24 protein-coding genes are annotated in these 25,687 nt (G+C 64.7%); 11 read left to right on the top strand and 13 right to left on the bottom strand.

Annotated features, from left to right (window positions below):
* Positions 1–76: 76 nt before the first annotated feature.
* The 8 genes from FZF13_RS08585 to FZF13_RS08550 all read left to right on the top strand — a co-directional run bounded on the left by FZF13_RS08585 (position 77) and on the right by FZF13_RS08550 (position 13,160).
* Positions 77–2,638, top strand: coding sequence for a sensor histidine kinase (locus tag FZF13_RS08585; RefSeq protein WP_024924262.1), 2,562 nt, complete (start codon positions 77–79; stop codon positions 2,636–2,638).
* Positions 2,635–4,143: a tRNA (adenosine(37)-N6)-threonylcarbamoyltransferase complex ATPase subunit type 1 TsaE gene (gene tsaE, locus FZF13_RS08580; protein WP_024924261.1), complete on the top strand. Its 1,509-nt coding sequence runs from the start codon at positions 2,635–2,637 to the stop codon at positions 4,141–4,143. Before FZF13_RS08585 ends, tsaE begins: the two co-directional genes overlap by 4 nt.
* Entirely contained in the window at positions 4,140–4,874 is a 735-nt protein-coding gene (locus tag FZF13_RS08575) for a nucleotidyltransferase family protein (RefSeq protein WP_024924260.1), read from the top strand. Before tsaE ends, FZF13_RS08575 begins: the two co-directional genes overlap by 4 nt.
* Positions 4,871–7,999, top strand: coding sequence for a double-strand break repair protein AddB (gene addB, locus FZF13_RS08570; protein WP_024924259.1), 3,129 nt, complete (start codon positions 4,871–4,873; stop codon positions 7,997–7,999). Before FZF13_RS08575 ends, addB begins: the two co-directional genes overlap by 4 nt.
* Positions 7,996–11,514 carry a double-strand break repair helicase AddA gene (gene addA, locus FZF13_RS08565; protein WP_024924258.1) on the top strand — a complete coding sequence of 1,173 codons (3,519 nt, stop codon included), beginning with the start codon at positions 7,996–7,998 and terminating at the stop codon, positions 11,512–11,514. Before addB ends, addA begins: the two co-directional genes overlap by 4 nt.
* A 74-nt stretch (positions 11,515–11,588) precedes the next feature.
* Positions 11,589–11,912, top strand: coding sequence for a thioredoxin (gene trxA, locus FZF13_RS08560; protein WP_024924257.1), 324 nt, complete (start codon positions 11,589–11,591; stop codon positions 11,910–11,912).
* Between the two features lie 130 nt (positions 11,913–12,042).
* Positions 12,043–12,324 carry a cupin domain-containing protein gene (locus tag FZF13_RS08555; RefSeq protein ID WP_024924256.1) on the top strand — a complete coding sequence of 94 codons (282 nt, stop codon included), beginning with the start codon at positions 12,043–12,045 and terminating at the stop codon, positions 12,322–12,324.
* 59 nt (positions 12,325–12,383) lie between these two features.
* Entirely contained in the window at positions 12,384–13,160 is a 777-nt protein-coding gene (locus FZF13_RS08550; RefSeq protein WP_024924255.1) for a sulfite exporter TauE/SafE family protein, read from the top strand.
* A 12-nt stretch (positions 13,161–13,172) separates the two neighbouring features.
* Here FZF13_RS08550 and FZF13_RS08545 read toward each other — a convergent pair whose 3' ends face one another.
* The 7 genes from FZF13_RS08545 to FZF13_RS08515 all read right to left on the bottom strand — a co-directional run bounded on the left by FZF13_RS08545 (position 13,173) and on the right by FZF13_RS08515 (position 19,471).
* Positions 13,173–14,504 carry a bifunctional folylpolyglutamate synthase/dihydrofolate synthase gene (locus FZF13_RS08545; protein ID WP_024924254.1) on the bottom strand — a complete coding sequence of 444 codons (1,332 nt, stop codon included), beginning with the start codon at positions 14,502–14,504 and terminating at the stop codon, positions 13,173–13,175.
* A 41-nt stretch (positions 14,505–14,545) separates the two neighbouring features.
* The gene (gene accD, locus FZF13_RS08540) at positions 14,546–15,469 is read right to left on the bottom strand and encodes an acetyl-CoA carboxylase, carboxyltransferase subunit beta (RefSeq protein ID WP_024924253.1); all 924 of its coding nucleotides are present in this window, start codon (positions 15,467–15,469) and stop codon (positions 14,546–14,548) included.
* Between the two features lie 47 nt (positions 15,470–15,516).
* On the bottom strand, positions 15,517–16,356 hold the full coding sequence (gene trpA / locus FZF13_RS08535) for a tryptophan synthase subunit alpha (RefSeq protein ID WP_024924252.1): 840 nt from the start codon (positions 16,354–16,356) through the stop codon (positions 15,517–15,519).
* 94 nt (positions 16,357–16,450) lie between these two features.
* Complete coding sequence (locus FZF13_RS08530; RefSeq protein ID WP_024924251.1) at positions 16,451–16,696, bottom strand: hypothetical protein; 246 nt, start codon at positions 16,694–16,696, stop codon at positions 16,451–16,453.
* Positions 16,693–17,532, bottom strand: coding sequence for a glycosyltransferase family 2 protein (locus tag FZF13_RS08525; RefSeq protein WP_024924250.1), 840 nt, complete (start codon positions 17,530–17,532; stop codon positions 16,693–16,695). The genes FZF13_RS08530 and FZF13_RS08525 overlap by 4 nt, the downstream gene beginning before the upstream one ends.
* A 1-nt stretch (position 17,533) precedes the next feature.
* Positions 17,534–18,784: a tryptophan synthase subunit beta gene (trpB, locus tag FZF13_RS08520; protein ID WP_024924249.1), complete on the bottom strand. Its 1,251-nt coding sequence runs from the start codon at positions 18,782–18,784 to the stop codon at positions 17,534–17,536.
* Between the two features lie 27 nt (positions 18,785–18,811).
* A complete protein-coding gene (locus tag FZF13_RS08515; protein WP_024924248.1) occupies positions 18,812–19,471 on the bottom strand; it encodes a phosphoribosylanthranilate isomerase in 660 nt (219 codons plus the stop codon).
* A 104-nt stretch (positions 19,472–19,575) separates the two neighbouring features.
* Here FZF13_RS08515 and FZF13_RS08510 point away from each other — a divergent pair, with 104 nt between their 5' ends.
* Positions 19,576–19,794 carry a hypothetical protein gene (locus FZF13_RS08510; RefSeq protein ID WP_024924247.1) on the top strand — a complete coding sequence of 73 codons (219 nt, stop codon included), beginning with the start codon at positions 19,576–19,578 and terminating at the stop codon, positions 19,792–19,794.
* A gap of 136 nt (positions 19,795–19,930) precedes the next feature.
* Here FZF13_RS08510 and FZF13_RS08505 read toward each other — a convergent pair whose 3' ends face one another.
* The 6 genes from FZF13_RS08505 to FZF13_RS08485 all read right to left on the bottom strand — a co-directional run bounded on the left by FZF13_RS08505 (position 19,931) and on the right by FZF13_RS08485 (position 24,114).
* Positions 19,931–20,206, bottom strand: coding sequence for a GCG_CRPN prefix-to-repeats domain-containing protein (locus FZF13_RS08505; RefSeq protein WP_081766879.1), 276 nt, complete (start codon positions 20,204–20,206; stop codon positions 19,931–19,933).
* Positions 20,207–20,324: 118 nt separating this feature from the next.
* A complete protein-coding gene (locus tag FZF13_RS28895; RefSeq protein ID WP_161773087.1) occupies positions 20,325–20,501 on the bottom strand; it encodes a hypothetical protein in 177 nt (58 codons plus the stop codon).
* A gap of 171 nt (positions 20,502–20,672) precedes the next feature.
* A complete protein-coding gene (locus FZF13_RS08500) occupies positions 20,673–21,431 on the bottom strand; it encodes a M48 family metallopeptidase (RefSeq protein WP_024924245.1) in 759 nt (252 codons plus the stop codon).
* Between the two features lie 94 nt (positions 21,432–21,525).
* Positions 21,526–21,990: a DUF2852 domain-containing protein gene (locus FZF13_RS08495; RefSeq protein ID WP_024924244.1), complete on the bottom strand. Its 465-nt coding sequence runs from the start codon at positions 21,988–21,990 to the stop codon at positions 21,526–21,528.
* A gap of 190 nt (positions 21,991–22,180) precedes the next feature.
* On the bottom strand, positions 22,181–23,344 hold the full coding sequence (locus FZF13_RS08490) for a benzoate/H(+) symporter BenE family transporter (RefSeq protein ID WP_024924243.1): 1,164 nt from the start codon (positions 23,342–23,344) through the stop codon (positions 22,181–22,183).
* Positions 23,344–24,114 carry an alpha/beta hydrolase gene (locus FZF13_RS08485; RefSeq protein ID WP_024924242.1) on the bottom strand — a complete coding sequence of 257 codons (771 nt, stop codon included), beginning with the start codon at positions 24,112–24,114 and terminating at the stop codon, positions 23,344–23,346. Before FZF13_RS08485 ends, FZF13_RS08490 begins: the two co-directional genes overlap by 1 nt.
* Positions 24,115–24,343: 229 nt before the next feature.
* Here FZF13_RS08485 and infC point away from each other — a divergent pair, with 229 nt between their 5' ends.
* Positions 24,344–24,880: a translation initiation factor IF-3 gene (gene infC, locus FZF13_RS08480; RefSeq protein WP_081766874.1), complete on the top strand. Its 537-nt coding sequence runs from the start codon at positions 24,344–24,346 to the stop codon at positions 24,878–24,880.
* Between the two features lie 129 nt (positions 24,881–25,009).
* Positions 25,010–25,651: a methyltransferase family protein gene (locus FZF13_RS08475; RefSeq protein ID WP_024924240.1), complete on the top strand. Its 642-nt coding sequence runs from the start codon at positions 25,010–25,012 to the stop codon at positions 25,649–25,651.
* Positions 25,652–25,687 lie beyond the last annotated feature (36 nt).

The following is a 25,687-nucleotide window of genomic DNA, read 5'->3' as shown; positions in this document are numbered from 1 at the left end:
CGCGCGGCGTTCTGGATTCCGGGCGAGCGACGCGGGATCGGGGGCGGTCTTGCATTCAGGCGGAGAGGACCAGGACATGCCGGGGGAAGACCCGCTCAAGGCGGGACAGGCCGTAGCCGGCGGCCATCAGGATAGGGCGATCGCGGCTCGCCCTTCAGCTTTCCGCCAGCGGCTTTCGCCGCGCGGCCGGTTTGCGCGCCTGCTTTGCGGTACCGCGCTTGTCCTTCCGTTCCATGCGTTGGCCGCTCGCGCCGAAGATGCGCTGGTCAAGGGCACCAGCGTGCCGATCAGCACCATGGAAGTCATCCAGCTTGCTCTCACCGTCGGCGTCGTCGGTGCCGCCTTCGTGTCCGCCATAGCGCTCATCCGCGAGCGCCAGCGCACCGCCGCCGAAAATCTCGACCTGCGCGGGCGCCTCGCCGACGCCAATGCCGCGCTGCAGCGTTCTGAAGCCTTGCTCAACCTGCGCGACCAGCGCGTGGTTGTATGGCCAGCCGAGAACAAGAAACCCGAAATCGTCGGCTCGTTGCCGATGGAGACCGGCGCGCCGGACGACCGCGCCGCCTTCCTAGCCTTCGGCCGCTGGTTGATGCCGCGTTCGGCCGCCGCGCTTGAGAATGCCGTCGCTGCATTGCGCGAAAAGGGCATTGCCTTCGATCTCGTCGCTGAAACGCAAGCCGGCGCTCCGCTCGAAATCCAGGGGCGCAAGGGCGCCGCGCATGGCATCGTCCGCTTCGTGTCCCTGTCCGAGGCGCAGCGCAACCTGGCCCGGCTGAAGCTCGAGCACCAGCGTGTCAGCGCCGAGCACGATACCGTGCTGGGCCTGTTCGATGTGCTGAAGATGCCGCTGTGGATGCGTGGTGCCGACGGTCGCTTGAAATGGGTCAACCGCGCTTACTGGACCGCGGTTGAAGCCGCCGACCGCGACGCCGCACTGCGCGACGGCCGCGAGTTCCTGGGTAGCCAGGCGCGGGACGCTATCGCCAGTGAACACAAGTCGAGGCCGGTGTTCGAGCAAACGCTGTCGACCGTCATCGCTGGCGACCGCCATGTCTTCGCCGTCACCGATTTTGCCGGCACCGATGGCTCGGCCGGCCTTGCCCATGACATCAGCGCCGCCGATGCCATGCGCGAGGAATATGAGCGCACCGTGCGCAGCCATGCCGACACGCTGGATAAGCTCAACACGGCGGTTGCCATCTTCAACGCCGACGAGAAACTGCGCTTCTACAACCAGGCCTTCCAGAAGCTGTGGGGTCTGGATACGGCCTTCCTCTCCAGCACGCCCGACAATGTGCTGCTGCTCGACCGCCTGCGCAGCGCAGGCAAGATCGCTGAGCAGCCGGAATGGCGCCGCTGGAAGGAGAACCTGCTTTCGGCCTATCGCTCAGTCGAGCCGGTGGAGCACTGGTGGCACCTGCCGGACGGCAAGACCATTCGCGTCGTCGGCAATCCGCAGCCTAAGGGGGGCGTCACCTGGGTTTTCGAGAACCTGACCGAGAAGATCGATCTCGAGAGCCGCTACCAGACGGCAGTGCGCGTGCAGGGTGAAACGCTCGACAACCTCACCGAGGGCGTCGCCGTGTTCGGGCCGGATGGCCGGCTGCGCCTGTCCAACCCCGCATTCGCCCAGATGTGGGAATTGCCGGCGGAGGCCGTGCTGCCTGCCGTTCACGTCACCACCATCCGCGATCTTTGCGCCGGTCGCGCCAAGGACGGGCCGTGGGCGGGCTTCGTCGCGGCCGTCACAGGCTTTGACGACGAACGCCGCGACCACCACGGCCAGACCACGCTGGAGAACGGCAATACGCTGCGCTACGCCGTCATCCATCTGCCGAACGGCCAGGTGATGTTCACCTTTGTCGACGTGACGGACAGCGTCAATGTCGAGCGGGCGCTGAAGGATAAGAACGACGCACTCTTGAAGTCGGATCAGCTCAAGAACGATTTCGTCCAGCATGTGTCCTACGAACTGCGCTCGCCGCTGACCAACATCATCGGCTTCACCGAATTGCTGTCGTTGCCGGGGACGGGGCCGCTCACCACCAAGCAGCAGGAATATCTGGACCATATCGGTTCCTCCTCGTCGGTGCTGCTCACCATCGTCAACGACATCCTCGATCTCGCCACCGTCGACGCCGGCATCATGCAGCTCGATATTTCCGAGGTTAAGGTGGAAGGCACGGTCAAGGCCGCCGCCGAACTGGTGGCCGACCGGCTGGAGGAGCATGCGATCCGGCTCGGCATCGACATCGCGGCCGCGCCGAAGAGCTTCCACGGCGACGAAACGCGCGTGCGGCAAATCCTCTACAATCTGCTGAGCAACGCCGCCAACTACGCGCCGGAAGGCAGCACCATCAGGTTGGCCTGTCGCGAAACGGCAGAAGGTGTCGAATTTTCGGTGCAGGACGATGGGCCGGGTATGCCGCCGGACGTGCTGGATTCGGTGTTCCGCCGTTTCGAGCCGCGGGTTAATGGCGGTCGTCGGCGCGGCGCCGGACTCGGGCTCTCCATCGTCAAGAGCTTCGTCGAATTGCACGGCGGTTCGGTGCGCATCGAGACGGGCGAGAACCGGGGCACGACGGTGATCTGCACCTTCCCGGCGGCACCGGCCGGCATTCGCGCGGCGGCTGAATAGCCTCGGCGATGGTGGAGCGGTTTCTCGCTGACGAAGCGGCGACGATGCGCCTCGGCGAAGACATCGCCATGGCGCTGCGCCCCGGCGACGTGGTGGCGCTGCGCGGCGACCTTGGCGCCGGCAAGTCGACGCTGGCGCGGGCGCTGATCCGCGCGTTGGCCGACGATGTCGGGCTCGAAGTGCCGAGCCCCACCTTCACGCTGGTGCAGAGCTACGACACGCGCGTCCCGGTGCATCATTTCGATCTCTACCGTCTGTCTTCTGCCGACGAACTGGACGAGCTTGGCTTTCCCGAGGTGCTGGCGGATGGCGCCGCGCTGATCGAATGGCCCGAGCGGGCTGAGGACCGGCTGCCGGACACCGCTGTCACTATTGAACTCGTCCACCGGGATGACGGCCGCCTGGCGCAAATTACCGGCGTAGGGCCGGCACTCGAACGCATTGCGCGCTCGCTCGCAATGCGAGCTTTTCTGGAAGCATCCGGCTGGGGCGCGGCCAGCCGCCGGCACTTCGTCGGCGATGCCTCGGCGCGCTCCTACGAGATCGTCTCGCAGCCGGAAGAAGCGCCGCGCGTGCTGATGAATTCGCCACGCCTTGTGCTCGGGCCGCCAGTCCGGGACGGCAAGGCCTATGCCGAAATCGCCCATACCGCGCAGACTGTGGCAGCCTTCGTCGGTGTCGACAAGCTGCTTCGCGATGCCGGCATCGCCGCTCCGCAGATATTCGAACAGGATCTGGATCGGGGCTTTGTGCTGATCGAACATCTCGGTGTCGATGGTTTGCTGACCCCGGAGGGTGCGCCAATCGTCGAACGATATCAGGCGGTCGCCGAACTGCTCGCCTTCATGCATGGCAGGCACTGGCCGGACCGGGTGACTGTCGCGCCGCGCCACATCCACCACATGCCGCCTTTCGACCGGCCGGCGATGCTCATCGAGGCCGAGCTTCTCATCGACTGGTACCTGCCTTTCTTTCGCGGAAACCCGGCGAGCGATGAGGAGCGGAACGCCTTTCGCGCCGCTTGGAACGCCGCGCTCGACCGCCTGGATGGAACGGAGCTGACGCTGATGTTGCGCGACGTGCAATCGCCCAACTTCATCTGGCGTGGTGAACGGCAGGGGCTGGATCGGCTCGGCGTCGTCGACTTCCAGGATGCGCTGATCGGTCCCCCGGCCTATGATGTCGCGTCGCTCGCGCTGGATCCTCGGGTCACCATTGAACCAGCGGTCGAGCGCAAGATTGTCGAGGCCTATGTCGCGTCCCGCGCGGTGGCGGGCCATTTCGACCGCGCCGCCTTCGAGGAAGCCTATGCGATCATGGGTGCGCAAAGGCATTCGAAGATCCTGGGCATCTTCGTCCGCCTCGATCGTCGCGATGGAAAGCCCTATTACCTGAAGCATCTGCCACGCATCCGGGATTATCTTCGCCGGTTGCTGGTCCATCCGGCGCTTGCCGAAGTGCGCGCCGTCTACGATCGCCTTGGCGTCCTTTTGGAGACGGAATGACCGGCACGACACGTCCCACCGTTGCGATGGTGCTGGCCGCCGGGCTTGGCAAGCGCATGCGGCCGATCACCGACACCATCCCGAAGCCTCTGGTGCCGATCGCCGGCAAGACGCTGCTCGACTGGGGTTTGGACAGCCTCGACCAGGCTGGCGTCCAAAAGGCAGTGGTCAATGTGCACTACCTGCCTGACCAGATCGTCCGCCACCTGGCGGCGCGCCATCACCCGAAAATCGTCATCTCCGATGAAAGCGACCGTCTGCTGGATTCCGCCGGCGGCATCGTCAAGGCGCTGCCGGAACTGGGCGACAAGCCGTTCTACATCCTCAACGCCGATACCTTCTGGCTCGATGCCGGTAGCCCAAATCTGGAGCGTCTCGCCCTTGCCTGGGATGCGACGGCGATGGATATTCTCATCATGCTCGCGGACCTTTCATCGACGACCGGCCATTCGGGCGGCACCGATTTCCTGATCGCGCCGGACGGACGCCTTGCACGCGCGAAGGGCGATCCTACAGGGCTGATCTATGCAGGCGCGGCAATCGTCGCGCCTTCTATCTTCGCCGGCGCGTCCGCCGAACCGCATTCGCTCAACGCCTATTTCGACCGCGCCATCGCCGCCGGCCGCCTCTTCGGCATGACGATGCAGGGTCATTGGATCACCGTCGGCACGCCGGATGCCATCGCGCCGGCCGAAGCGGCGGTCAGAAGGGCGCTGACGGACGCGCAATGAGCGGCTTGCCTCGCGTCTACTCCATTGCGCCCGGTTCTCCCTTCCTGTCGACGCTGGCCGATGCCTTGCTCAGCTGCCGATTGATCCCGGGCTTTCGCTATGACGGCGACCCACTGGCGCTGGCCGGCGTCACCATCTACGTGCCGACCCGCCGCGCCGCCCGCGCGCTGCGCGGCGTTTTCGCGGAACGTCTGGGTGGTGCTTCCACCATTCTGCCGGTGATCAAGCCGCTCGGCGAATTCGACGAAGACGAGGCGGCGTTCGAACAGGATGCCGAGGACGCGAATGCCATCGACCTTGCGCCGCCGATAGCTTCCCTCGAACGCCTTCTCCTTCTGGCGCCGTTGGTGCGGGCCTGGAAGCGGCGCTTGCCGGCCCATGTCGCGGCGCTGTTCGAAGAGGAGGTCGTCATTCCTGCCTCGGCCGCCGACGCCGTCTGGCTGGCGCGCGATCTCGCCCGGCTGATGGACGAAATCGAGACGGAGGGTTCCGACTGGACCAAGCTTGCCGGCCTGGTCGAAGGCAATCTCGCCGGCTGGTGGCGAGTGACGCTGGATTTCCTCAAGATCATCACCGAAGCCTGGCCGCAGCTGTTGATCGAGCGTGACCGTTCCAATCCGGCCGCGCATCGCGGCACGCTGATCCGCCTGGAGGCGGAACGCCTGAAGCGCAATCCGCCCGCCGGGCCGGTGATCGCCGCGGGCTCGACCGGCTCCATTCCCGCCACCGCCGACCTTCTGGCTGTGATTGCCGGCTTGCCCAATGGCGCCGTCGTGCTGCCAGGCCTCGACATAGCGATGGATCAGCCGTCCTTCGACGCGATCACGGCGCCCGACGCGCGACCGGCGCTGCTCGGCCATCCGCAATACGGTCTCGCCAGGCTGATCGGCAGGATAGGCATCCTGCGCGGCGATATTGAGGAACTCGCCACCGTGGACGACGCGGGACGCCGCCGCGCGGTTCTGGTGGCGGAAGCCCTGCGCCCTGCCGAAACCACCGAACTGTGGACCGAGACGCGCGCGCGCTTCGACGATGCCGGCATTTCCGCGGCGTTGCAGGGCGTGACCTTGGTGGAGGCCGCCAATGAACGCGACGAGGCGGCCAGCATCGCGCTCGCTTTGCGCCGCGCGGTTGCGCAGCCGGGCCATCGCGCGGCGCTGGTCACTGGCGATCGTGCCCTGGCGCGGCGCGTCTCCGCTGAATTGCTCAGGCTTGGCATCGTTGCCGACGATTCCGGCGGCAAGCCGCTGGCCGACACGCCGCCGGCCAGCCTGTTGCGGCTTCTGTTGGACACGGTGCTGCGGCCCGGCGACCCGGTCGCCATCCTGGCGCTGCTCAAGCACCCTCTGCTTGGCCTGGGTTTGCCGCGTGCGTCGGTGCGGCGGGCGGCGGAAACCGTCGAACTCGTCGCGTTGCGCGGAGGCACCGGCCGGCCGGATATCGTGTCGCTCAACACCTTGTTCGAAACGCGACTGGTGCAGGCACAGGAAGCCGACCGGCGGCCGTTCTGGCTGTCGCGGCTGTCAGCCAGCCGCATCGAAGGAGCGCGGGCCATGCTCGCCCGGCTGGACGAGGCGGTCGCGCCACTCGCCGCCTGCCTGCCCGAGCCGGAAAGCGACGTCGTCCCATTGGTGCGCGCCAGCGTGGCGGCGTTGGAAAACCTCGGCCGTGCCGAGGATGGTGGACTTGCCGCGCTTTACGATGGCGACGCCGGCGAGAAACTGGCGGAACTGCTGCGTGGGCTGGTCGGGGCGCAGGCGGCTTTCACGCTGTCGCCGCGGGAATGGCCGGATGTAGCGATGGCGCTGATCGCACCGGAAATGGTCAAGCCCGCGCGTGGCGCCGATGCGGCGATTGCCATCTGGGGCACGCTGGAAGCTCGCCTGCAACATGTCGACACGCTGGTCGTTGGTGGCCTCAACGAGGGTGTGTGGCCGCGCAAGCCGGAGGGCGACCGGTTCATGTCGCGACTGATGAAGACCGGCATCGACCTGGAGCCGCCGGAGCGCCGCATTGGCCTCGCCGCGCATGATTTCCAGATGGCGATGGGTGCGCCAAACGTCGTTCTCACCCGCTCGGCGCGGGCCGGCGATGCACCGGCGGTCGCCTCGCGCTGGCTGCAGCGCCTACTCACCTTTATCGGCAAGGCGCAGGCCGAACCGTTGCGCCGCCGCGGCAATGAACTGCTTGCCTGGGCGCGGGGCCTCGATGCCGGGCCGAAGGTGGATTTCGCGCCGCGACCGCAACCGAAGCCGCCGCTGGAGCGCCGTCCGCGCCATTTCTCGATCACCGAGATCGAGACGCTGCGGCGCGACCCCTATGCCGTCTATGCGCGCCGCGTGCTCGGCCTGATGCCGCTGGAACCGGTGATCCGCGATCCCGGCGCCGCCGAACGCGGCACGCTGTTCCACGCCATCCTGCACCGTTTTTCGAAGGCGGTGGACGATCCGCGCGCGCCGGAAGCGCTGGCCGTTCTTCTGGACGCCGGCAGAGCCTGTTTCGCCGAGGCGGCTTTGCCGCCGGATGTCGAAGCGGTGTGGTGGCCACGCTTCGAGAAACTCGCCGTGGCTATTGTCGCCTGGGAGCGGTCGCGCGCCGCCAATGTCGCCCGCCGCCATTCGGAGGAGCGTGCGGAAAAGACGATCGTCGGCCAGTCCGGCGTCACCGTGTCCGGCTATGCCGACCGCGTCGATCTGCTGGCTGGCGGCATGGCCGATATTCTCGATTTCAAGACCGGATCGTCGCCCTCCAAGGCGCAGGCGCACACGCTGTTGTCGCCGCAACTGGCGCTGGAGGCCGCGCTGCTGCGGCGCGGCGCCTTCAAGGACCTGGGCGCACGTGAACCCGCCGAACTCGCCTTCGTACGGTTGAAGGCGAATGGCGAGGTCGAGCAGGAATCGATCCTCGATTACAACCGCAAGCCGCGCACCGCGACCGACCTCGGCGAGGATGCCTGGACACGCCTTGAACAGCTGCTTGCCCATTACGCGAAACTGGACACGGGCTATCTTTCGCGCGCGCTGCCGTTCCGCGAGGGCGAGACCGACGGCGATTACGACCATCTCGCCCGCGTGCTGGAATGGTCGGCCGGCGGCGATGGCGCGGACGAGGGAGGGGAGGCTTGAAAAAGCAATATCCCATCCCGGCGGGCACGGCCGAAAGCCAGGCGCGCGCCTCCGACCCGCGCACCTCCGCCTGGGTCTCGGCCAATGCCGGCTCCGGCAAGACGCATGTGTTGGCACAGCGTGTCATCCGGCTCCTGCTGCGCGGCATCGACCCGTCGAAGATCCTGTGCCTCACCTATACGCGCGCCGCCGCCGCCAACATGTCGAATCGTGTCTTCTCGACATTGTCGGAATGGACCGTTCTGCCGGATGCCGAACTGTCGAAGAGGATCGCGGCGCTCGATGAGCGCGCGCCTGATGGTGAGACCATGCGCCGGGCGCGCCGGCTGTTCGCCGAGGCGTTGGAAACGCCGGGCGGGTTGAAGATCCAGACCATCCACGCCTTCTGCGAATCCGTGCTGCACCAGTTCCCGCTCGAAGCCAACATCGCGGCGCATTTCGAAATGCTCGACCCGCAGATGGAGCAGGCTCTGTTGGCTGAGGCCCGCCGCGACATGATCACCGGCGCCGGCGCGCCGGGCGGTGCCGAATTGGCCGAGGCCTTCGCCACCGTGCTGGAACGCGGCGGCGAGAAGGGGCTGGACGATCTCCTGTCCGAGATCATGCGCAAGCGCGACGGCCTGCGTGGCTTCATCGACGCGATCGGCGGTGATGGCGAGGGCTTTGCCGATCTGTTCGCGGAATTTGGTTTCGTACCGAGCGAAACCGCCACAAGCATCGCCGCTTCCCTGTGGCCGCTGCCGGGTTTCGAGCCGGATTTCCTGGTCGAGTTGCAGGCAAGTTGTTCGCGGCTGGGTGCCAACCGCGCGCAGGAGTACCTGGTCGGGAAAGCAATTTCCGCTTTCGCGGAAACGGCTCCAATGCTGCGGCTTTCTTTGCTCAGGAAGGCGTTTCTCAGCGAAAAAGGCGAGCCGTACAATCCATCCTGGCTGTTCAGCAAGGCGCTGATAGCCAGCCTGCCCGATTTGCCCGAACGCTACGAAGCTGCTGCCTCGGCCATTGCCAGGATCGCCGACCGTCTGGCGCTGCTGCGCATGGTGGAAGGTACGCGCGCCGCGCTCACCGTCGCCGACTGGCTGATCGCCCGCTACGAGCAGTTGAAGCGCGGGCGCGGCTTCCTCGACTTCAACGATCTGATCACTCGCACCGTCAACTTGCTGGCCCGCACCGACGCCGGCCCGTGGGTTCAGTACAAGCTCGACCAAGGCATCGACCACATCCTGCTCGATGAGGCGCAGGACACCAGTCCCGACCAGTGGCAGGTGGTGAGGCGGCTGGCCGAGGAGTTCTTCGCCGGCGAGGGCGCGCGGGGTGTTCGCCGCACGGTCTTCGCGGTCGGCGACGAGAAACAGTCGATCTACTCCTTCCAAGGTGCGGCACCGGACTCTTTCCATGAAAGCCGGCAATTGTTCGCGCGCCGGGTGCGCGAGGCCGAGGCGGGCTTCGCCGACCTGAAACTCACCTGGTCGTTCCGCTCGACCGGTGATGTGCTCGCCGCCGTCGACCGCGTCTTCGCCACGCCGGAAGTGCGCCGCGGCATCAGCCACGATCCCGACCCGCTCGACCACAAGGCGATCCGCAACGACGCGCCGGGTTATGTCGAGGTCTGGCCGTCGATCGGCGCGGACGTGGTCGAGGAACCGGATGACTGGACGCTGCCGGTCAACCATGTCAGCGCGCCGGCGGTGCGGTTGGCCGAGCAGATCGCCGAGACGGTCATGCGCTGGATCGAAGCCGGCGACGTCATCGAAGGTAAGGGCCGCAAGCTGAAGGCCGGCGATGTCGTGGTGCTGGTGCGCAAGCGCGATCGTTTCGTGCACGCGCTGTCGCGTAGCCTGAAGGAAAAGGGCATCCCTGTCGCCGGCGCGGATCGTCTCAGCCTGCCCGGCCATATCGCGGTGAAGGACCTCGTCGCGCTCGGCCGTTTCCTGATCCAGTCGCAGGACGATCTCTCGCTGGCGGCATTGCTGCGCAGCCCGATCTTCGATGTCTCGGAACAGATGCTGTTCGACCTCGGCGCCGCTCGAGCCGGTGGCGCGTCTCTCCATGCGGCGCTGCGTACCAGCGCGGACAATGACGAGACATTGGCCAAGGTGGTTGCCCAGCTCGATGCCTGGACCAACGAGGTTGCCTTCAAGCCGGTGTTCGAGTTCTACGCTGGGTTGCTCGCGCGCGATGGCGTGCGCCGCAAGATGATCGCCCGGCTCGGCCCGGAAGCCGGTGACATCCTCGATGAATTCCTCAATTTCTGCCTGGCCGAGGAACGCGCCGGCCTGCCGGGGCTGGAGGCGTTTCTCTCGACGCTGGAAAATGCCGGCCCGGAGGTCAAGCGCGAGATGGACCAGACTCGCGACGAGGTGCGGGTGATGACGGTTCATGCTGCTAAGGGCCTCGAAGCACCGGTCGTCTTCCTGGTAGATGGCGGTGCAGCGCCGTTCAGCGACCAGCATCTGCCCCGACTGATGCCGTTCGACGGCTCCGGCCAATATTGGACTGGCAAGGGGTATCTGTGGCGGTCGGGCACCGAGGTGGCCAACGGCTTTTCGCAATCGGTCTCGGCGCGGGCCCGCGATCTGGCCGACGATGAATACCGCCGCCTGCTTTATGTCGGCATGACCCGCGCCGAGGACAGGCTGATCGTCTGCGGCTATCATGGCAAGCGCACACCGAACCCCGGCACATGGCATTCGCTGGTGACGCGCGCACTGGCGGGTGCGGAAGAGATCGAACTTCGCCTGCATCCGGTCGGCGAGGGCGAGGTGCTTCGCTTCGTCTGGACGAAGTTCCCGCCGCTTGCCGCAGCCGAGGCCGGCGAGCAGGCCGAGGCGGAAACATTCGGCTCGCCTCCCGCCTATCTCTTCGAGGCGTTGCCCGTGGTTGAGGACCTGCCGCGACCGCTCTCGCCGTCCGGCGCTTCGGCTCTGATCGACGAGGCGACCGAGCCGGTCATTGATCGCCGATCGCCGGTCTTGGACGCGGATGCGGAGCCGGGAATGGCGGTGCGGCGTGGCCTTGCCATGCACAAGCTCTTGCAGATGCTGCCCGATCTCGCCTGGGAACAGCGCCTCGGTGCCGCCGAGCGTTATCTGGCGCGCACTGGTGCCGACTGGCCGCAGGCGGAGCGCGCCCAGGCGCTGGCGTCCGTTGCCGCCATCCTCGACGATCCGCTTTTTGCGGCGCTGTTCGCGCCTGGCTCCCGCGCCGAAGTGGCGGTGATGGGCAGTCTTTTGGTCAAGGGGAAGCAGCGCACCATATCGGGCAAGATCGACCGGCTGGCGGTCGGCCCCGACAAGGTCTTCATCGTCGACTACAAGACCAACCGGCCGGCGCCGACGACGTTGGCCGAGGTGCCGCCGGCCTATATCCTGCAACTCGCGCTCTACCGCGCCCTGCTCAAGCCGCTTTATCCCGGCCGTGAGGTCGCCGCCGGCTTGCTCTTCACCGAGGCGCCGCAACTGATCGAGTTGCCAGCGACGAGCTTGGACGACGCCCTTGCTCGACTCACCGAGGCGTGACACAAGACCTGCTTGAACATCGCAGCTTGCAGCACCACATCTGGTGCAACGAAACCTCCGAAAGGAACTTGGCTATGGCCACCGTCAAGGTCGACAACAACAATTTCCGCGCAGACGTGCTTGAGGCCAATGTGCCCGTCGTGGTCGATTTCTGGGCTGAGTGGTGTGGTCCCTGCAAGATGATCGCCCCGGCGCTTGAGGATATCGCTTCCGAGCTCGGCGCGAAGGTGAAGGTCGCCAAGCTCAACATCGACGAGAATCCTGAACTGGCCGCGCAATTCGGCGTGCGCTCGATCCCGACGCTGATGATCTTCAAGGGTGGCGAAGTGGCCGATATCAAGGTTGGCGCAGCCCCCAAGACCGCGCTGTCGCACTGGATCAACGGCGCCGTCGCCTGATCTTTCGATACATTTTGGATAACAGGAGCCCGGCCTTGCGCCGGGCTTTTTGTTTGCCCTCACCGAACCTTGCTGCTGGCCCTCGCGCATCGGCGGCGCATGGCTTTCCCTTCTGTTGGAGGAGAAAATCATGACCGGAACCGCCAAGGCCACTGTCTTCATCGACAACGACCGCGTCGTCGTCACGGAATACCGTTTCGCGCCCGGCGCCAATACGGGTTGGCACCGCCACGGCCACGACTATGTTGTAGTGCCGCTGATGGATGGGCGCGTGAAACTGTTGACCAAGGATGGCGAAGGATTTGCGGAGATGAAGAAGGGTGTGCCCTATTTCCGCAACGAGGGCGTCGAGCATGACGTCGTCAACGCCAATGACGGCGAATACGCCTTCATCGAGATCGAGCTGAAATAGACAATGCCCCCGATTTGCATTGAGATCGAGCCGGCCTCGCCGGCGGGCGGTTGAGCGGCATGGGCTTCGAGCAGCTCGCGGCCTTTGCCGGCATCGCCGCCGTTGCGGCCTATGTCCAGACGTTGACCGGCTTCGCCTTCGGTCTGGTGATGATGGGCGTGATCGCACTCGCCGGTCTGCTGCCGCTGCCGGACGCCGCAGCCATGGTAGGCATGCTGACCCTCGTCAACGCCGTGCAGATGCTGGCCCATGGCGGCTGGCGCGAGGTCGCGCGCCGCGAATTGCGGCTCATCCTGATGGCCAGCCTGCCGTCGCTTCTGGTCGGATATGTCCTGCTGGAATGGCTGGCGGACACGCGGGTCGACGCATTGAAGCTCGGCCTTGGCGCGGTCATCATGCTGTCCAGCCTGCAGCTCGCCATGCGGCCCGCCGGTCTGGCGCGACGGTCGTCGGATGCGAGCTTTGTCGGTTTCGGCATCGTCTCCGGGCTGATGGGCGGGCTATTTTCCACCGGCGGCCCACCGCTGGTCTACCATCTCTTTCGCCAGCCATTGCCGCCTGAACGGGTGCGCGAGACACTGGTGGCCGCCTTCGGCGCCGCGCAGATCGTGCGGCTCGGCATGGTCGCCGCAAGCGGCAACCTGCCATCTGCCTCGGCCGTCGCCCTCGTTTGTGCCGTGCCGGCAGTGATGATCATGACCTATGCGGCGCGGCGTTGGCCGCCACCGCTGTCGCGGCAGACCATGCGCCGGCTCGTCTTCGTCCTGCTGTTTCTGTCAGGCCTGTCGCTGGCACTGCCGGCCGCCGCGCACCTTCTTGTCGCGGCGCAGCTTTAACCCGCGGCGGGTTCAGATCGGCGGCGTGCCGTTCTCGGCCAGCACCGCGCCGGCAAGATAGAGTGAGCCGCCGATCAGGATGCGTGGCGGCGCCTCCCTCTCGTCCCAGGTATCGCGCAGTAGCATCAGCGCATTGGCGACGGAACTGACGGGCTCGGCCGACAATCCGGCCTCCGCCGCCCGTGCCGCCAGCTCGTCGTTCGGCACGCCGGAATCGCTCATCGAGACCGGCACCGTGTAGACATGCCTGGTCAGGCCCTTGAACGCACTGAAATAACCGCTCTGGTCCTTGGTGTTGATCATGCCGGAGATCATGAACAGTGGTCGCGGGTTTTTCTCTTCCTGTTCGGCCAGGGCCTCGGCGATCACCGTGCCGGCACCGGGATTGTGCCCGCCATCCAGCCAGATTTCGGCACCGCGCGGCGCCAGTTCCATCAGGCGGCCCTGGGTCAGCTTCTGCATGCGGCCGGGCCAGGACACATTGGTCATCGCCTTGTCGGCATCGCGCTCGCTAATGTCGAAGCCGGCGGCCTTGACGGCGGCGATGGCGGCCGCGGCATTGGCGAACTGGTGACGGCCGGGCAGGCGTGGCGGCGATAGATCCATGAGACCATCGCTGTCCTGGTAGACCATGCGGCCGTTCTCGGCGAAGGCGAGGAAATCCTGGCCGTAGACGGTGAGTGGTGCGCGCAGCCGTTCCGCCGTCTCGATCAGAACCAGCTGGGCGGCTTCGAATTCCTGCGCACCGACCACGACCGGGCAGCCGCGCTTGATGATGCCGGCCTTTTCCGCCGCGATCAGCTCGACCCGGTCGCCGAGATAGGCTTCGTGGTCGAGCGACACCGGCATGATCACCGAAACCGCCGGCCGCTTGATGACATTGGTGGCGTCGAAACGTCCGCCGAGCCCAACCTCGAGGATCACCGCATCGGCCGGATGTTCGGCAAACAGGAGGAAGCCAACGGCGGTCAGGATCTCGAAGACGGTGATCGTCTCGCCGCCATTGGCCTCGGCGACGCGGGCGATGGTCTCGGCGAAGACCTTGTCGTCGACCAGTCTGCCACCGCCTTCGGCGCCGAGCCGGTAACGCTCATGCCAGTTCACCAGATGCGGCGAGGTGTGGACATGCACGCGATAGCCTGCGGCTTCGAGCAGCGCGCGCGAGAAGGCCGCGCAGGAGCCCTTGCCGTTGGTGCCGGCAATATGGATGACCGGCGGCAGCTTGTCCTGCGGATTGCCCAACCTTTCCAGAAGGCGCGTGACGCGGTCCAGCGAAAGGTCAAAACCTTTCGGATGCAGCGACATCAGATGCTCGATCTCGCGTTCGGCGGAAAGCGTGGTCATGCGGGAAGGCTCCGCTCTGCGCGTGGATCTGTCGGCGACGGCTATGCCTGAGGGCGTGCTTCCGGCTTGGCCACCACCGGTGGCAGGATTTCCGGCTCGGCCGCCTTTTGCTCGGCCGGCAGTTTGAGCAGCAGCCTGATCAGATTGGCGATGGTCTTCTTCATCTCCAGCCGCGAGACGACCATGTCGACCATGCCGTGCTGCATCAGATATTCGGAGCGCTGGAAACCCTCCGGCAGCTTCTCGCGGATGGTCTGTTCGATGACGCGCGGCCCGGCGAAACCGATCAGTGCGCCGGGTTCGGCGATATGCACGTCGCCCAGCATCGCATAGGAGGCGGTGACGCCGCCGGTGGTCGGATTGGTCAGCACGACGAAATAGGGCAGGCCGGCTTCCTTCAGCCGGTCCACGGCGACCGTGGTGCGCGGCAACTGCATCAGCGACAGGATGCCTTCCTGCATGCGCGCACCGCCGGAGGCCGCGAACAGGATCAGCGGCCGCTTGCGCTGCAACGCTATTTCGAAGGCGCGAATGATCGCCTCGCCGGCGGCCATGCCGAGCGATCCGCCCATGAAGGCGAAGTCCTGCACGGTGACGACCACCGGCAGGCCCTCGATGGTGCCCACGGCGTTGAGGATGGCATCCTCCATCCCCGTCTTGGTCTTCGCCTCCTTGAGGCGGTCGGTGTAGCGCTTCTCATCGCGGAACTTCAGCGGGTCGACGCCGACCTTGGGATTCTCGATGACCTCGTATTTGCCGTCGTCGAAGAAATACTTCAGCCGTTCCTTAGCCGAGATCTTCATGTGGTGGCCGGAGGACGGGATGACGAACTGATTGCCTTCCAGATCCTTGTGGAAGACCATCTCGCCGGTCTCCGGGTCTTTCACCCACAGGTTCTCCGGCACTTCCCGGCGGCCCAGCATCGAGTTGATCTTCGGGCGAACGAAGTTGGTGATCCAGTTCATCGCTTCGGCTCCTGTCCGCGCATCATGATCGGATTGAAATAGGAAAACTATTCGGCGGCAGCAAGGCGGGCGCGGCGCACGCCATGTGCCAGGCCTTCGACAAGCGTGGCCACGGCTTCGGCCGGGTCAGCGGTCTTTTCGCCCTTTGGCCCCAGCACATTGGCCACGGCGTTGACGATCGCCGTACCGACGACGACGCCGTCGGCGGAACCGCCGATGACCCGTGCCTGTTCGGCGGTCTTGACGCCGAAGCCGACGCAGACCGGCAGGTCGGTGTGGCCCTTGATCCGCCTCACGGCGGCCGCCACCTTGCCGGTATCGGCCAATGCCGAGCCGGTGATGCCGGTCATCGAGACGTAGTAGACGAAGCCGGAGGTGTTCTCGAGCACCTTGGGCAGCCGCTTGTCGTCGGTTGTCGGGGTGGCGAGGCGAATGAAATTGATGCCGGCCTTTAGCGCCGGAATGCACAGTTCCTCGTCCATCTCCGGCGGCAGGTCGACCACGATCAGCCCGTCGATGCCGGAGGCCTTGGCCTCGGCGAGGAAACGATCGACGCCATAGATGTAGATCGGGTTGTAGTAGCCCATCAAAACGATCGGCGTCTCATCGTCGCCCTTGCGGAACTCGGCCGCCATGCGCAGGGTCTTCGCCAGCGTCTGCCCGCCTTTCAGCGCGCGTAGCCCGGCCGCCTGGATGGCCGGACCATCGGCCATCGGATCAGAGAACGGCATGCCCAGTTCGATGACATCGCTGCCGGCCTTGGGCAGTGCCTTCATGATCGACAGGGAGGTCTCGTAGTCCGGGTCGCCGCCCATGAAATAGGTGACGAGTGCCGGCCGGCCCTCTTCCTTCAGTTTCGCCATGCGGCGGTCGATGCGGGTGGTCATGCCATGCCCTTCATTGTCCGATAAAGGTGTCTTGCGGTGCCGGCTGCTGCTGGATCGCGCCGCACTTCGTTTTTCAGCCGTCGAAACATCCACCTCATTCCGGATGTTCGCGGATTTCGATGGTCACATTGAAGGCGTAGAAGCCGTCGCGTGCGATGCGGCTGCGCGCCTGGTTCGGATCGAAGGCGATGCGCGGTTCACCATCGTCGGCCACGTTGGTGAGGAACTTGAGATTCTGGCTTTCACGCACGCCATTGGCGTTGTCGCGCAAGTCACCGGCTTCAACCGCGACATAGTGATGGCGGTTTTGCCTGGAATGATAGATCTCGAAGGTGCTCATATCGCCACCATACCCATCACTATGCCCATTATCTTGGTGATCGTGCGCCCATCCCTGTCGCCACGGCCATGTGCCTGGCGGGCGTGCTCATATTTCAGATAGGTGTAACGCGCCGCATAACGCGCGCAATGAAAACCGGCGCGTCCGTCGAGCACGAGGCGTTTCATGAAATACCATTTGCAGAAGGCGGAAACAGCGCGGACGGCGGCATTTGTGCGGGATGGTACCGGCTTGTTCCAGCCGAGCACTGTGTCGGCGTGAAGCGAGGAGTAGAAGGCCAGCTTCTTGTTGAATTCCGCCTTGGTTGGAAAGGTGAAATGGCTGAGTGGCCTGTCGAGCACCACCGGATCGTCGGAATTGGACGGCGATTCATGCACGATGGAAGAGTTGCAGAAATCGCTTTTGCGGCGGTCAAGCAGGCGAATTGGGTAGTCAGGACTGTTGACGGGATAGAGCCCACGCACCTTGCGCCCCATCACATACCATTCCCGACGGAAGGCATAGACGTGACCGGGAAAACCTTGTCGCTTCACCTGGAGCACAGCATCGACCAGTGCATCGCTCATGACTTCGTCGCTGTCGACGAACAGAACGTGGTCATGACTGCACAGGTCTTGCGCGGCCTGTCTCTGCGCCGCGAAGTTATCGAACGCCCTGCGCTCGACACGGCAGCCATAGACGCGGGCGATCTCCAGCGTGGCGTCGCTGCTGCCCGAATCGAGCACGACGATCTCGTCGGCAACACGGTAAACCGGCGCCAGCACCTCGGCCAGCATGCGGCCGCTATTCCTGGTCAGCACATAGGCCGATAGTTTCGGAGCCGAAGACGAACTCACCTCAAATCTCCATGCCCATCATGTTTGCGACGGTGTGCACGTCCTTGTCGCCGCGTCCGGAGAGGTTGACGATGACGATCTTGTCCTTGGCCATATTGGGCGCGATCTTGACCGCGTGGGCGATGGCATGGGCCGATTCCAGCGCCGGGATGATGCCCTCGACCTTGGTGGTCAGCTGGAATGCCGCAAGCGCCTCGTCGTCGAGGATCGGCTCGTATTCGACGCGGCCGCTGTCGCGCAGCCAGCTGTGTTCCGGGCCGACGCCCGGATAATCGAGACCGGCCGAGATCGAATGACCGTCGAGGATCTGCCCGTCCTCGTTCTGCAGCAGATAGGTGCGGTTGCCGTGCAGCACGCCCGGTCTGCCGGCGTTCATCGAGGCGCAGTGCTCGACACCGTCCAGCCCACGTCCGCCGGCCTCGATGCCGATGATGCGTACCTCTTTGTCGTCGAGGAAGGGGTGGAACAGGCCGATGGCGTTGGAACCGCCGCCGACGGCGGCGATGATGACATCGGGAAGCCGGCCTTCCTGCTCCAGCATCTGCGCGCGCGCTTCCGTGCCGATCACCGACTGGAAGTCGCGGACCAGCTCAGGATAGGGATGCGGGCCGGCCGCCGTGCCGATCAAATAATAGGTGTCCTCGACATTGGTCACCCAGTCGCGCAGCGCCTCATTCATGGCGTCCTTCAGCGTGCCATGGCCGGAATGCACCGGCCGCACCTCGGCGCCCAGCAGCTTCATGCGAAACACGTTCGGCTTCTGCCGCTCGACGTCGGTGGCGCCCATATAGACCACGCAAGGATAGCCGAAGCGCGCCGCCACCGTGGCGGACGCCACGCCATGCTGGCCGGCGCCGGTTTCGGCGATGATGCGCTTCTTGCCCATGCGCTTGGCGAGCAGGATCTGGCCGAGACAGTTGTTGATCTTGTGCGAGCCGGTGTGGTTCAGGTCCTCGCGCTTGAAATAGATCTTGGCGCCGCCCCCGAGGCCCTTTGCCGCGGAAATGTCGCGAAGATGCCGGGTCAGGCCTTCGGCGAAATAGAGCTTGGACGGCCGCCCGGCATAGAAGGTCGACAGCGCCGAGAGCTCCGCCTTGAACGCCGGATCGTTCTTGGCGTGGTTCCAGTGCTGCTCGAGGTCGAGGATCAGCGGCATCAGCGTCTCGGCAACGAAACGGCCGCCGAAAATGCCGAACATGCCCTGCTCATCAGGGCCGGTACGGAAGGAATTTGGCATCGCCGGCTTGTTCATTGCCGCTCTCCCGGATTTGTGTCGGCGTCAGGCTGCGCGGTTCTTGCGCGCTGCCCGCACGGCCGCAAAAAATTCTGCGATCAGCCGGACATCCTTGACGCCCGGAGCACTTTCAACGCCGGATGAAATGTCCAGTCCGGGCGGGTTGGCAATCGCCATCGCCTCGCCGACATTGCCAGCGTTGAGCCCTCCCGAAAGCATGTAATCCAGACCGGCGTCAAGGCCGCTCAGGATACGCCAGTCGAAGGTCACGCCATTGCCGCCCGGCAGATCGGATCCCTTGGGCGGCTTGGCGTCGAGCAGGAAGCGGTCGGCGATGCCGCGATAGGGCGCCATTGCCGTGAGATCGTCGGCGGCGCGCAGCGACAAGGCCTTCATCACCGGCAGTTGGTAGCGTGCCTTCACCTCGGTCACGCGCTCGGGGCTTTCCGCGCCGTGCAGTTGCAGCATATCGGGCGCCATCGCCGTCACGATCTCATCGAGGAATGCGTCGTCTGCATCGACCGTCACCGCCACGGCCGCGGCGCGGCCGCGGGCCGCCGCGCGCAGGCGTCCGGCGTCATTTGGGTGTATGTAGCGCGGGCTCTTGGCAAAGAAGATGAAGCCGACATGGCTGGCGCCGTTGTCGAGCGCGGCGGCCAGCGCCTCGTCGGTCTTCAGACCGCATATCTTGATGTCGAGTGCCATGGCCGGCAAGTGACACGAAAAGCCGGCAAAGTCGAGGAAAAGCGGAGATTTGCCGTGGCGAAGAAAGGGGATACCCTAGCCGGCGGACAGAGAGGAGCTTCGTCATGGCCGAGCAAGACGTTGCGGAACTGAAGCAGAAGATTGCGCAGGCGCGTGAGGTCATAGCGCACCTGATCGAAAAGGCGGCCTTCAATGGCGCCGAGGCGCACCGCGCGCTCGATTATTTCGGCAGCAATGCTTTCGAGAGGAACTTCCTGCCCTGGCCGCGCCATGACGACGAGGGACTGCGGCCTGACCAACTGAATGCCGCCAACGACGATTGAACGCCTTTGTCCCGTTGCTGCCGCAGCTTCGCTTGATTTTGTTCCGCCTGGCGACGGTTTCGACGAGCTCCGAGGTTTTCAAGGCACCGAGGCCGGGTCACAACCCGGCCTAAGTACGTTCTGCGGGGTTCTCGCTTCAGCGGCGATACCAGCCCATCCGGGGATGATACCAACCCCAGCCCGGCCGATACCAGCCATAGGGGTAGACGATCACCGGCCGGTTGTAGACGTAAGCGGGACGGTTGGGCACGCAGCGGCCCCATGGGTTGGGATGCCATCCCATCCCGCAACCCCATGCAACACTCTGGACGAGCGGGGCGGGCGCTTGCGGCGCGATCGGCGTTGCGGAAGCCGTACCGGCAACAAACAGCGTTGCGCCGGCGAGCATTGCAGGCAGAAGTCTGGTGGACATGTCGATCTCCATCACATCCACCCCCGGAGCCTGACGATGCGCTTTGCTGCATTAACGCAGCATGAACAGCTTACGTTGGGGAAAGTGAGGCTGTTGCTGTCCGCCGGTCATCAAGCAGCTAGCGGCTGGCGTAGCGCGTGACGGTGCTCAGGAAGAACCCGATGGTGAGGAAGAGCAGCACCAGATGGATCCATGACAGCTGCCCCGAGACGATGTCGATCCCCACCGCGACCAGCAGCAGCACCAGAGCGATGCAGCTTGCGACGAGAGCGATTTCCAAGCGATTGATCTTCATGGACTTCACACCGGCAAGGGCCATATCGGCTGGATAGCACCGACGATATGAAGCTGAAGATGTGACCGCGGCGGAGCAATGGCGGACATCATCACATTTTCGGCATTGCCGCTCGGGCCGGCTGCGCCGGCCGAGCCTGTGGTTTGGCTCGTCATCGAGCCGTGACCGTACCTAGTCGAACTGGATCGCCTGCAAAGCGGCGCCGTTCTTCTTCAGCCAGGCCTTGCAGCGCTCCGTGTCCGGGCAGAGTTCCTCGCACAGCTTCCAGAATTTCGGGCCGTGGTTCATCTCCTTGAGATGCGCCACCTCGTGCGCCACCAGGTAATTGATCACCGGTGCCGGCGCCATCATGATGCGCCATGAAAAGGAAAGGCTGCCGTCGGCCGTGCATGATCCCCACCGGCTCGACGTATCCTTGAAGCGGATGTTCTTGGCCCGACGACCGATTGCGCCGGTGTGCTTGATCACCAGCGCTTCGATGTCGCGCTTGGCCTCGCGCTTCAGGAAGTCGGCGATACGCCGCGGCAGATGCAGCCGGTCGCCATGCACCACCAGCGTAGGGCCGGTCTCGTCCGCGCCCAACACCACCGTGCCGCGTTTGCCGGGCTCGTGCACGATCAGGTGCGGGACGCCGTGCAATGGAATCTTGATGCCGGGCCTGACCTGTGGCCGTTCCGGCACCTTGGACAGCCTCTGTTCCAGCCAACCCTGGTGGCGGTCGAGGAATTTCTCCACCTCGCCACGGCGCAGGCCTGGCGGCACGGTGATGCGCAGGCTCTGCCCGCCGGCATCGATCCTGAGCGTCAGGCGCCGCGCCCGCTCATTCTCGACGATGCGCAAAGGCAGCGTGCGGCCGGCCACATGATGTTCGCGCTCCTCTATCGGAGACGGCGTCGGCTTGGTCAGATTGCGGAAGAAGGCGAAAGACATGGCCGGAAGATAATTGATTCGAGCGCTCGCAGAACAAAAAAGAAACGGCGTCGCTCGGGGCGACGCCGCTTGGTTTTCCAGGCGATGGGCCGGCTCAGTCGTCGAGCAGGTTGGTACCCTTGCCCTTGGCGGGCTTCGTGGTGGTGGTCGGCGTGGTCGGCTTGTTGCGGGCGGCCATGAAGCGGTCGAACTCTTCCTGGTCCTTGGCGCGGCGAAGCTCTCGCGCATAGTCGTCGAACTCGGCCAAAGCCTCATCGAGCTTGCGGCGCTCTTCGGCCAAGCGTTCCAGTTCCTTGTCGCGCCAGTCGTCAAAGGCGACGTTGCCGGTGCGGGCGGAGCTGTGACCCCAGCGATGGGCCTTGTCGGCACCACGGCGGCAGCCGGCGAAGATGCCGTCAGTAGCCTTGTTGACATCGCGTTTGAAGCCGTCGAGCCGGTCGCCCCAGATGATGTAGGCGAGCATGGCGAGGCCCAGCGGCCAGAACACCACGAAGCCCAGAACCATCAGTGCGATGGTTGCCGGCGTCCAGGCCGGGCGGATCAGTGCAGTCGTGTTCATTTCTCCCGTTCCTTCGGTTGGAGGCAGCCGCATCCGGCTGCTGCATTTCGAAATGGGAGTGGCGGGCAGTCCGTTCAAGAATGGGTGGGTGGGAACCGGACAAGTATCTGTAAAGCCTCAAGCCTTTCTGCGTTGCGGCCAAGCCGGCAATGCCGAAACGCGGCTTTTGTTTGGCTTTTAGCCGCGTTTATTATCGAACCGTTCGTCCCGCCGCCGCACGTTTGAGATAGTCGAGCGTGACAACGACGAGCCCGGCCACCAGTCCCCAGAATGCCGCTCCTATCCCGAACAGGGTCAGCCCCGAGGCGGTAACGACGAAGGCCGTGGTGGCGGCCATGCGGTCGTGTTCGTCCTTCAGCGAAATGGTCAGCGCGTTGGTCAGCGGCCCCATCAGCGCAAGTCCGGCCACCAGCACGATTAGGCTTTGCGGCAGCACGGCGAAGATGGCGACCAGCGAAGCCCCGAAAATGGCGAAGACGACATATGCGAGCGCATAGAAAGGTCCGGTTTTCCAGCGTTCCGCCGGGTCGGGATGAACGTCCGGTCCAGTACAGATGGCCGCCGAGATCGCAGCCAGGTTGGAGGTCGAGGCGCCGAATGGCGCCAGGATCACCGAGACCAGACCGGTGAATGAGATCAGCGGGCCGGGTTCCGGATCGTAGCCGGCGGCGCGCAGCACGGCGAGGCCGGAAAGGTTCTGTGAGGCCATGGTGACAAGGTAGAGCGGCAAGGCGAGCCCGATCGCCGCCTGAGCGGTGAAGACGGGCGCAATCAACGTCAAGGTCGATAGTTCCGGCGTCGGCAGGCCGCCGACGCGACCGGTGAGGAAGGCGGCAAGTCCGCCGCCGATCAGCACGGCCAACACCGACAGAGCCGGGTTCCACAGGCGGATCAAGAAGAAAGCGGCGATTAGCGGCAACACCAGCCACGGGTCGACGGGAATGGTCTTGACCGCATTGAGCGCGAAGCTGACCAGAATGCCGGCCAGCATGCCCGAAGCCACCGAAGCGGGGATTTTCGAGATCAGCCGGGTCAGCGGCTTGAACAGGCCGGTCAGCACCAGCAACGCACCGGCGATGAGGAATGCACCGACCGCCTCGCCCATCGAGAAGCCGTTGGAGGCGGCGATCAGCGCTGCGCCCGGCGTCGACCAGGCGCTGATGATGGGCATCTTCGTGCGCCACGACAGCCACAGGCTCTCCACCGCCATGGCAATGCAAAGAGCTGTAACCCAGCTGGCTGTCTGCAATTGCGTGGCGCCAACCGCATTGGCCGCCGCGATGATGATGGCCAGCGTCCCGCCGAAACCGACAATGGCTGCGACGAAAGCCGAAATGGGGATGGAGATACGCATCAGGCGGCTCGTTCGATCAGCGCTTCGACCGCGCGCACCAAAAGGTCCAGGTCCTGCGGCCGCGACAGCCGGTGATCGCCCTCGGGCACCAGCGACAGGGTCACATCGTCGGCGGGCAGTTGGCTGACCAGCTTCAGCGCATGGGCATGGGGAACATCAGGATCGGCCAGCCCCTGGATGATATGGACCGGGCAGTGCGTGTCGATCGGGCCGGTCATGACGAGATTGTAGCGGCCGTCCTCGATCAGCGCGCGCGTGTAGATATAGGGCTGGTCGGAATAGTCCGACGGTTCGGCGAAGAAACCCTTTTCGATCAGGTCGCGGCGCTGCCCGTCGGTCAGTGCCGGTTCGATCAGTTCGGCGGTGAAGTCTGGCGCCGGCGCCAGAAGCACCAATCCGGCAATGCGATCTTCGCCGGCCTTGCGCAGTTCCTGCACCATGCGCAGCGCGATCCACGCCCCCATCGACGAACCGACCAGGATTTGCTTGCCCTCGGTGAAGCGCCTGAACACGGCCAGGCTCTGGCTAAGCCATGTCGAGATGGTGCCGTCGGCGAAATCGCCGCCGGACTCGCCATGGCCGGAATAGTCGTGGCGCAGAAAGGCGTGACCGCTGCCGGAGGCCCAATTGGCCAGCGCCTCCGCCTTCGTGCCCAGCATGTCCGACTTGTAGCCACCGAGCCAAACCACGCCCGGCGCCTTGCCCGACTGATGGCGCACGGCAATGCGTACGCCGTCGACGTCGAGGAATTCGGGAGCGGACGGCTGCATGGCTGGGTTCCTGTGGGCTGCGTTTTTTGGCATGGCTGAAGCGATGCGAAAAGGGCCCGCTTTGTTCTTCGCTTGGATCAGAAAGCAACAGCAGCGCAGAATTGCCTGAACAGGTGATTTGTTGTCGCGCCTATGCTATTGACTCGCGCCGCGCGCTCACCACATTGACGCGCCACAGCAAAACCGGACTGAATTTTTAGAACGCTAACGGCTCGAGGAGACCACGACCATTCGCAGACCTTTCAAAGCAGCGGCGCCGACGAAGGATGGCCCGCGCGCAAATCGGGACATCCGCGTCCCCCGCGTCCAGCTTATCGACGCAGAAGGCAAGAACCGCGGCGACGTTTCCATCAACGAGGCATTGCAGCTGGCTGAGGAGGCTGGGCTGGATCTGGTCGAGATCTCGCCGAACGCTATCCCGCCCGTCACCAAGATCCTCGACCTCGGCAAGTTGAAATACGCCAACCAGAAGAAGGCGGCCGAAGCTCGCAAGAACCAGCGCGTCATCGAGATCAAGGAGATCAAGATGCGCCCCAACATCGACAGCCACGACTACGACGTGAAGATGCGCGCGGTGCGCCGCTTCTTCGAGGAAGGCGACAAGGTCAAGCTGACGCTGCGCTTCCGTGGTCGCGAAATGGCCCATATGGAACTCGGCATGCAGCTTCTCAACAAGGTACGCGAGGAAGTCGCCACCATTGCCAAGGTCGAAGCCGAGCCGAAGCTCGAAGGCCGCCAGATGATGATGGTGCTGGCGCCGCGCTGATGGCGTAGCGGCCAGGTTCAAGTATATTAGCTAATCAGGGCGCTCCGGTCGGCGGAGCGCCTTTTTCCTGCCGTAACTGGGTGGTTTGTCGCCTCGGATCTCGGCACGCAGGGACGATCGGACCCTCACATGGACAATGAAATCCCGGACGCGGAAGCTAGGCGTGCGCTTGGCGTCTATCAGTCCATGCGCCGCCTCGTGCTTGCGGTCGTCATTGTCCTGATGTTCGTCACGCTTTTGTTCGGGCAGGCGACTTTCCCGCCCGCAACCTTCGTGCACGAATTTCTCGAGATGATCGGCGTGCTTCTCATCTTCCTTGGTATCGTCGGCCGGTTATGGGCGACGCTCTACATCGGCGGGCGCAAGTCGGACAGTGTCGTCACCGGCGGCCCCTATTCGATCACCCGCAACCCGCTCTATGTCTTTTCGACCATGGCTGCGGTCGGTGTCGGCGCGCAGATGGGTTCGATCGTCGTCACGGTCGCCTTCGGCGTTGTCTGTGCGGCGGCGTTTCATCTCGTCATCCTGCGTGAGGAGAAATTCCTCAAGAAAGCGCTTGGCGAGCCCTACAAGGCCTATCTGGACCGCGTGCCGCGTTTCATCCCGAACTTCTCGCTCTACCAGGAGGGGGACACCGGTTCGTTCAAGCCGCGCCTGCTGCTCAACACCCTTTTGGATGGATTGGTCTTCCTAGTTGCGTTGCCGTTCTTCGAGGTCATCGATTCCGCGCAGGCCTCGGGAACCGTGCCGGTTCTCTTCCATTTGCCTTGATGTCGCGGCTTGGCGGGGATTGCGCGACCGGCGTCT

It is taken from the genome of Mesorhizobium terrae (assembly GCF_008727715.1).
Classification (GTDB): Bacteria; Pseudomonadota; Alphaproteobacteria; order Rhizobiales; family Rhizobiaceae; genus Mesorhizobium; species Mesorhizobium terrae.
This window is presented reverse-complemented; position numbering and strand designations above follow the sequence as displayed.

What these genes read in the sequence shown, in the direction of transcription:
- FZF13_RS08585 (WP_024924262.1), top strand. Translation starts at nt 77, where the DNA reads ATGCCGGGGGAAGACCCGCTCAAGGCGGGACAGGCCGTAGCCGGCGGC.
- FZF13_RS08575 (WP_024924260.1), top strand. Translation starts at nt 4,140, where the DNA reads ATGACCGGCACGACACGTCCCACCGTTGCGATGGTGCTGGCCGCCGGG.
- addB (WP_024924259.1), top strand. Translation starts at nt 4,871, where the DNA reads ATGAGCGGCTTGCCTCGCGTCTACTCCATTGCGCCCGGTTCTCCCTTC.
- trxA (WP_024924257.1), top strand. Translation starts at nt 11,589, where the DNA reads ATGGCCACCGTCAAGGTCGACAACAACAATTTCCGCGCAGACGTGCTT.
- FZF13_RS08555 (WP_024924256.1), top strand. Translation starts at nt 12,043, where the DNA reads ATGACCGGAACCGCCAAGGCCACTGTCTTCATCGACAACGACCGCGTC.
- FZF13_RS08550 (WP_024924255.1), top strand. Translation starts at nt 12,384, where the DNA reads ATGGGCTTCGAGCAGCTCGCGGCCTTTGCCGGCATCGCCGCCGTTGCG.
- FZF13_RS08545 (WP_024924254.1), bottom strand. Translation starts at nt 14,504, where the DNA reads ATGACCACGCTTTCCGCCGAACGCGAGATCGAGCATCTGATGTCGCTG.
- accD (WP_024924253.1), bottom strand. Translation starts at nt 15,469, where the DNA reads ATGAACTGGATCACCAACTTCGTTCGCCCGAAGATCAACTCGATGCTG.
- trpA (WP_024924252.1), bottom strand. Translation starts at nt 16,356, where the DNA reads ATGACCACCCGCATCGACCGCCGCATGGCGAAACTGAAGGAAGAGGGC.
- FZF13_RS08530 (WP_024924251.1), bottom strand. Translation starts at nt 16,696, where the DNA reads ATGAGCACCTTCGAGATCTATCATTCCAGGCAAAACCGCCATCACTAT.
- trpB (WP_024924249.1), bottom strand. Translation starts at nt 18,784, where the DNA reads ATGAACAAGCCGGCGATGCCAAATTCCTTCCGTACCGGCCCTGATGAG.
- FZF13_RS08515 (WP_024924248.1), bottom strand. Translation starts at nt 19,471, where the DNA reads ATGGCACTCGACATCAAGATATGCGGTCTGAAGACCGACGAGGCGCTG.
- FZF13_RS08510 (WP_024924247.1), top strand. Translation starts at nt 19,576, where the DNA reads ATGGCCGAGCAAGACGTTGCGGAACTGAAGCAGAAGATTGCGCAGGCG.
- FZF13_RS08505 (WP_081766879.1), bottom strand. Translation starts at nt 20,206, where the DNA reads ATGTCCACCAGACTTCTGCCTGCAATGCTCGCCGGCGCAACGCTGTTT.
- FZF13_RS28895 (WP_161773087.1), bottom strand. Translation starts at nt 20,501, where the DNA reads ATGAAGATCAATCGCTTGGAAATCGCTCTCGTCGCAAGCTGCATCGCT.
- FZF13_RS08500 (WP_024924245.1), bottom strand. Translation starts at nt 21,431, where the DNA reads ATGTCTTTCGCCTTCTTCCGCAATCTGACCAAGCCGACGCCGTCTCCG.
- FZF13_RS08495 (WP_024924244.1), bottom strand. Translation starts at nt 21,990, where the DNA reads ATGAACACGACTGCACTGATCCGCCCGGCCTGGACGCCGGCAACCATC.
- FZF13_RS08490 (WP_024924243.1), bottom strand. Translation starts at nt 23,344, where the DNA reads ATGCGTATCTCCATCCCCATTTCGGCTTTCGTCGCAGCCATTGTCGGT.
- FZF13_RS08485 (WP_024924242.1), bottom strand. Translation starts at nt 24,114, where the DNA reads ATGCAGCCGTCCGCTCCCGAATTCCTCGACGTCGACGGCGTACGCATT.
- FZF13_RS08475 (WP_024924240.1), top strand. Translation starts at nt 25,010, where the DNA reads ATGGACAATGAAATCCCGGACGCGGAAGCTAGGCGTGCGCTTGGCGTC.